Here is a 6601-nt window from a genome sequence, read left to right as displayed (position 1 = left end):
ACGTTCCAGCCCGTTTTGCCGGAGCTTGCGGAGCTTTGGCACGGCGCCCAGGCAAGTGCTGTCACGTGCCCACGGCTAGCTCCCGGGACCGGCATCGCACTCGCTTCGCGTCGCCGCCCCAATCTGTGGAGCCCGGAGTCACCCGGGCCACAGGAGGACACTAACCCGGACTAACCTGGTCTCATTTCTCACCACCGTCACCGCATCACCTAAACACATAGGAGGAAAACCGAACATGGCATACAATCATCGCACCGTCGAGAAAAAATGGCAGCAGTATTGGGCCGAGCACAAAACGTTCAAGACCACGGAGGACCCCAACAAGCCCAAGTATTACGTCTTGGACATGTTCCCGTACCCCTCCGGCCAAGGGCTCCACGTGGGCCATCCCCACGGCTATCTGGGCACTGATGCCATTGCCCGCATGAAGCGTTCTCAAGGCTTCAACGTGCTTCACCCCATGGGTTGGGACGCGTTCGGCCTGCCCGCGGAGGAATACGCCATCAAGACGGGCCACGATCCGGCCACGTTCACCGAACACAATATCCAGACCTTCAAGCGCCAGATGAATTCCATGGGCCTTTCCTTCGACTGGGACCGCGAGATCAACACGACGGACCCCAGCTACTACAAGTGGACCCAGTGGATCTTCGAACAATTATATAAGAAAGGCCTCGCCTATGAAGCCGAAGTACCGGTCAACTGGAGCCCGGATCTGGGCACCGTGGTGGCCAACGAAGACGTAGAAGACGGCAAGACCGAGCGGGGCGGTTACCCCGTTTACCGCCGGCCGATGCGCCAGTGGATGCTGAAGATCACCGCTTACGCCGACCGATTGCTGGCGGACCTGGACGGTTTGGACTGGCCGGAAGCAATCAAGGAGCAGCAGCGCAACTGGATCGGCCGCTCTGAAGGGGCGCAAGTGACCTTCAAGATTGCCGATACCGATAAGTCATTCGATGTCTTTACCACCCGTCCGGATACTCTCTTCGGGGCGACCTATACCGTATTGGCGCCGGAGCACGAGCTGATCAAGGACATCACGACGCCGGAGCAGAAAGCCGCGGTCGACGCTTACGTCGAAGCCACAGAACGCAAGAGCGAGCTGGAGCGAACTGAGCTGAATAAAGAAAAGACCGGTGTCTTCACCGGTGCTTACGCCATCAACCCGGTCAACGGCCAGCGTCTGCCGATTTGGATCGCCGATTATGTTCTGGCCGCATACGGGACCGGGGCAATCATGTCTGTACCAGCCCACGACGACCGTGACTATGCTTTTGCCAAGGCCCACGATCTGCCCATCGTGCCCGTTTTGGAGGGCGGCAACGTGGCCGAAGAAGCCTTCACCGGCGACGGTCCGCATATCAACTCCGGTTTTCTCAACGGGATGCACAAGAAAGAAGCCATGGCGCGGATGATCGAGTGGCTGGAAGGCCACCACGTGGGCAAGAGCAAAGTCTCTTACCACATGCAGGACTGGGTCTTCTCCCGGCAGCGGTACTGGGGCGAACCGATTCCGGTGATTCATTGGGAAGACGGCACCACTTCCTTGGTGCCCGAGAATGAACTGCCGCTGAAGCTGCCGGCCGCTAAGGAGATCAAGCCTTCCGGTAAGCCGGAGGGGCCTCTGGCCAACCTGACGGATTGGGTCAATGTGGTCGATAAGAATGGCCGCAAGGGCAAGCGGGAGACCAACACGATGCCGCAATGGGCCGGATCTTCCTGGTACTTCCTGCGCTACGTCGATCCCCACAACAACGACGCGCTGGCCGATTACGATAAGCTGAAGTACTGGCTGCCGGTGGACTTGTACATCGGCGGTGCCGAGCACGCCACCCGCCACCTGCTGTACGCCCGCTTCTGGCACAAGTTCCTTTACGATATCGGTGTCGTGCCGACCAGCGAACCGTTCCAGCGGCTGGTCAACCAAGGCTTGATTCTGGGCGCCGGCCACGAGAAGATGTCCAAGTCCAAGGGCAACGTGGTCAACCCGGATGACGTCATCCGCGAATATGGCGCCGACGCCTTCCGCCTGATGGAACTCTTCATGGGGCCGCTGGAAGCGTCCACCCCGTGGAGCGAAGACGGCATGCACGGAGCCAAGAAGTTCATCGACCGCGTGTGGCGCTTGTTCATTGATGATGAGGACCGCCTGCGGGACCGCATCACCACGATCAATGACGGCACGCTTACCAAGATCTACAACCAGACAGTGAAGAAAGTTACTGACGACTTTGGCGCGCTGCACTACAATACCGGCATTTCTCAACTGATGGTCTTCGTGAACGAGGCCCAGAAAGTGGACGATCTGCCCGTGGAGTACGTGGAAGGCTTCGTTCAGCTGCTGGCGCCCATTGCCCCGCACATCGCCGAGGAACTGTGGCAGCGGCTGGGGCACGACACCTCCGTTCAGCTGGCCCCGTGGCCGAAGTACGACCCCAGCCAGCTCCAGGAAGACACCGCCGAGGTCATCGTCCAGGTCAACGGCAAGATGCGCGGCAAGCTCACTGTGCCCCGGAATACACCGGAGGACGACTTGAAGAAGCAGGCCCAGGCCGATGCCCACGTGCAGAAGTTCATTGGTGACGGCACGGTGCGCAAGATTATTGTCATTCCTAACAAAATTGTTAACATTGTCGTGAAATAACGGCATGATGGCTAACACGTCCGTTCCGGGCGTGTTATTTTTGTGCCCGCGCTGGTCACCGCCGCTTGTATTGGTTAGAATAAGGACATTGCGTATTTTACGGTGAAGAGGAGAATTCGACAGATGTCTGAAGAAAAACAGCCGGTCACAACGGGCAGCTCGGATAAGCGCTCCCTGCTGGTCGGCTCGGCCTGGATGACCGCCGGCAGTATCATTTCCCGCGTTCTCGGCGCGGTCTATGTGATTCCTTGGGGCATCTGGATGGGCAGCCATTACCATTCGGCCAATGCGCTGTTCGGTCGGGGCTACAATATTTACAGCCTGTTCCTGATCATCTCAACCGTGGGCATCCCCGGGGCGATTTCTAAACAGATCGCCCATTACAATTCATTGAACGAGTACGGCGTGTCCCGCCGTCTGTTCTATCAGGGATTACTGCTGATGGGCGGGATGGGCATCGTCACGGCGGGGGTCATGTACGTGGCCGCGCCAATCCTCGGGCAGGGCGACCCGCGGATGATCCCCATCATTCACTCCCTTAGCTGGCCGCTGCTCCTTATCCCACCGCTGAGTATCCTGCGGGGATATTTTCAGGGCTTTTCAGAAATGGCCCCCAGTGCCATTTCTCAACTCTTGGAACAGGTCGCCCGGCTGGTCTACATCCTGGGGGCGACCTACGCCATCATGCGGATGATGGGCGGCAATTACGTTGACGCCGTGGCCCAATCCACCTTTGCCGCCTTTATTGGGGCGGCGGCCGGGCTGGTTTACTTGGTCTATCTGTACATGCGCCAAGTCCCCCGGATGAACAAGGCGATCGCCCAGAGTACGGGGACGCTGGACGTTTCTACCAGCCAGATCATCACCGACATCATGCGCCAGGCCGCGCCGTTCATTATTCTGGACGCCAGTATTACGCTGTATCAGTTCTTCGACCAGTACACCTTCAACAACTTTATGGACCAGTTCTACAAGCTGACCCAGGCCCAGAACGACTACTACTTCCAGCTGTTCGGCTTCAATAGCAACAAGCTGATCATGATCATCGTCTCCCTGGCGGCGGCGATGGCTTTGACTGTGGTGCCGTTGCTGTCGGCTGCCCAAGCCCGGCACGACATCAAGAGCGTGCGCGAGCAGATCAATAACACGCTGGAGCTGTTCTTCTTCGTGATGCTGCCGAGTTCGCTCGGGATGGCCGCCATCGCCCAGCCGCTGAACACCGTATTCTATCGGTACGATTTGATGGGCAGCATGGTTCTCCAGTTCAATTCTTACATTGCCATCATCATGGGGCTGTTCACCGTCTTGGCGGCGATTCTCCAAGGGGTCTACCTGAATAAGGAAGCAATCCGTTATTTGCTGTACGGCGCGGTCTTCAAGGTCACGCTGCAGTATTCGTTCGTCTACTTCTTCGGCGTCTTTGGCCCGCTGGCGACCACGGGGATCGGCTTTTTGGTCAGCTGCGGGTTCATGCTGGCCCTGCTTTACCGTCGCTTCCATTTTCGCATGGGCGACCTGATCCGCGGGACGACCCAGATTCTGGTCTACGCCACGATTATGTTTGCCGTGGTGATGATCGCGGTTTGGCTGATGAACATGGTCTTCCCGGCCAGCGACCGGGTCCTGGCCATGGTGGAAGTCGTCGTCGCCGCTGGGTTGGGTGCCGCGGTTTACGGTTATCTCGTTCTTCGCTTCCGGGTCGCCGACCGGCTTCTTGGTGCCCGGGTGGCAGGTCTGCGCAGGAGGTTGCATATTAAATGATGCGAATCGATAAGTATTTGGCCCATCTCCAACTCGGCAGCCGCGCCGACGTGAAGAAAATATTGAAGGGCGGCACGGTCACGGTGAACGGGGCGGTCATCACCGACCCTAAAACTAAGGTGGACCCGGACACGGATACCGTCGCTTTGGCCGGCCAGTCGTTGACGTACACCCAGTATGTTTACTACGTGATGAATAAGCCTGCCGACGTGATCACCGCCACCAAGGACAGCCGTCAAACCACGGTGATGGACCTGCTGCCGGACGAACTGTACCGGCCGGATCTCTTTGCCGTGGGCCGGCTGGACAAGGACACCACCGGCTTGCTGCTGCTGACCAACGACGGTACCCTCAGTCACCGGCTGCTCAGCCCCCGCTGGCACGTGGACAAGGTTTACGTCGCCGGCCTCGATGCCCCGGTGACCCCCGGTGATGTGCGCCGCTTCGCCCAGGGCATCAAGCTCAAGGACGTGACCGCCGCGCCCGCGACCCTCGTACCGCTGCCGGCCCAGCACGCCCAAGTGACCATCCACGAAGGCAAGTTCCATCAGGTCAAGCGCATGTTCGCCGCCGTGGGTAAGGATGTCTTGAGCCTCGAGCGGATCCAGTTCGGCCCGCTTAAGCTGGCGGACGACCTCAGCGCTGGGGCGGTGCGGCCCCTGACGGATACGGAATTAACGGCATTACAGACCAGTGCGCACATGGATGACGACACGACGGACAGAAAGGCAGGCGGCAGCCATGACTAAACGCGGTTCCAGCCTCGGTTTCTGGGGTGTCGTCGGTTTCATCGTGGTCATTTCGTTCATTGTGACGTATTGGTACATTGCATTGGGCATTGGCGTGGTCGGCGGTATTGTCTTTTGGGTGTTATCCCGGAACCAGAAAAAGGCAGCGGCAGCGGCTGCCGAGAAAGCCCGCCAGCAGCAGGCTGAAGCAGACACCATTGCTAAGATCAAGGCTTACAAAGATCTGCTGGATGACGGGGCGATTACCCAGGATGAATATGACCGGAAGAAGAAGGACTTGCTTGGGGACGATTGGGACAAGTTTTGAATGACAAAAAAGAAACCTGCGGCCGCACGGTCTTGCAGGTTTCTTTTTTTAACGGCGAATATCTTTGGTACTGAAGTTGACCCAGACCAGGTTGACCAGCACGAGGGCGCTGGTGCTGAGGAAAACAGCACCGTAGCTGAAAGCGCCGGAGATGGCTGAGCCGATCATCGGTCCAGCCACGTTGCCCGCCGCTTGGAACGACTGGTTGACACTGAAGATGCGGCCCGCGGCATAATGCGGACTGTACTTGGCGAGCAGCGTCTGAACTTGGGGAATCAGGGCGGCGTCCGAAACCCCGACCAGGAACCTTAAGAAGCCCAACTGCCAGACGTTGCCGACGAAGGCCTGGGGGATGTACAGCAGCAGTGCCGCCAGTAAGCCAATTAACAGAATCTTTTCTGTCCCGATGCGGTCCCCCAGTGCCCCGAAGCGGGGGGCGGCAACGAGGGTGGCAACCCCGGGCAGGGAGGCGATGATGCCGGAGACGAACGCCACGCCCCCATGCCCGCCCATCAGTTGGCGGACGTACAGACTGAGGATGGGGCTGATGGAGTTGTTGGACGCTTGGATGATCATCGTCGTAACGAACATGCCCAGGACGACATGCGGGTACTTGAGCTCCCGGAAGACTGTCATCATCGGCACCGAATCAGCCCGTTTGACCGGGACGAAGTGCTCATGGACGAAGAAGAGGCTGAGAAAGAAGACTAGCAGCAGCAGGCCGCCGGTGACGAAGAAGGTCACGCGGTAACCCACCACTTCGGCGATGACCCCGCCCAGCAGCGGCCCGAGCAAGGTACCGGATACGTTCCCGGTCGTCAGGGTGCCCAGTGCCTGGCCCGATTTCTCTCGCGGTGCCGTCGTGGCAATCAGGGCGTTGGCGTTAGAAATGTAACCCGAGAAAACACCCTGGATAAACCGCAGAGCCAGCAGCTGGTACACGCTGGTCACCAACCCCATGCAGGCAATGACGATCGCCATGCCTAGGCTGGCTCGCAGCAGCATCAGCTTTCGCCCCCGTTCGTCGGCCAGTTTGCCCCAAATCGGCGACACCACGGCGGTGACGAGGAACGTGGCCGCAAACACCAGCCCGCTCCAAAAACTCAAGCCGGACCGGGTGAAATGGCCCAGCGTGTC

General features: G+C 58.9%; 5 protein-coding genes. 4 read left to right on the top strand and 1 reads right to left on the bottom strand.

What is annotated here, in order from left to right; all coding sequences use genetic code 11:
* Positions 1–235 precede the first annotated feature (235 nt).
* From leuS to L248_RS12330, 4 genes are all read left to right on the top strand, one after another.
* On the top strand, positions 236–2647 hold the full coding sequence (gene leuS / locus L248_RS12345; RefSeq protein ID WP_022530576.1) for a leucine--tRNA ligase: 2412 nt from the start codon (positions 236–238) through the stop codon (positions 2645–2647).
* A 123-nt stretch (positions 2648–2770) separates the two neighbouring features.
* A complete protein-coding gene (locus L248_RS12340; RefSeq protein WP_022530575.1) occupies positions 2771–4408 on the top strand; it encodes a putative polysaccharide biosynthesis protein in 1638 nt (545 codons plus the stop codon).
* Entirely contained in the window at positions 4408–5157 is a 750-nt protein-coding gene (locus L248_RS12335; RefSeq protein WP_022530574.1) for a pseudouridine synthase, read from the top strand. The genes L248_RS12340 and L248_RS12335 overlap by 1 nt, the downstream gene beginning before the upstream one ends.
* Positions 5150–5464: an SHOCT domain-containing protein gene (locus L248_RS12330; RefSeq protein WP_022530573.1), complete on the top strand. Its 315-nt coding sequence runs from the start codon at positions 5150–5152 to the stop codon at positions 5462–5464. The genes L248_RS12335 and L248_RS12330 overlap by 8 nt, the downstream gene beginning before the upstream one ends.
* Before the next feature lie 48 nt (positions 5465–5512).
* On the opposite strand, the gene L248_RS12325 is transcribed toward L248_RS12330, so the two are convergent.
* A partial coding sequence (locus L248_RS12325; RefSeq protein WP_245585309.1) for an MFS transporter occupies positions 5513–6601 on the bottom strand: 1089 nt, incomplete at its 5' end.

Origin of the sequence: Schleiferilactobacillus shenzhenensis LY-73 (genome assembly GCF_000469325.1) — a bacterium.
In the GTDB taxonomy this organism is placed as follows: domain Bacteria; phylum Bacillota; class Bacilli; order Lactobacillales; family Lactobacillaceae; genus Schleiferilactobacillus; species Schleiferilactobacillus shenzhenensis.
The sequence above is the reverse complement of the archived record's forward strand: the minus strand, read 5'-3'. Positions and strand labels throughout refer to the sequence as shown.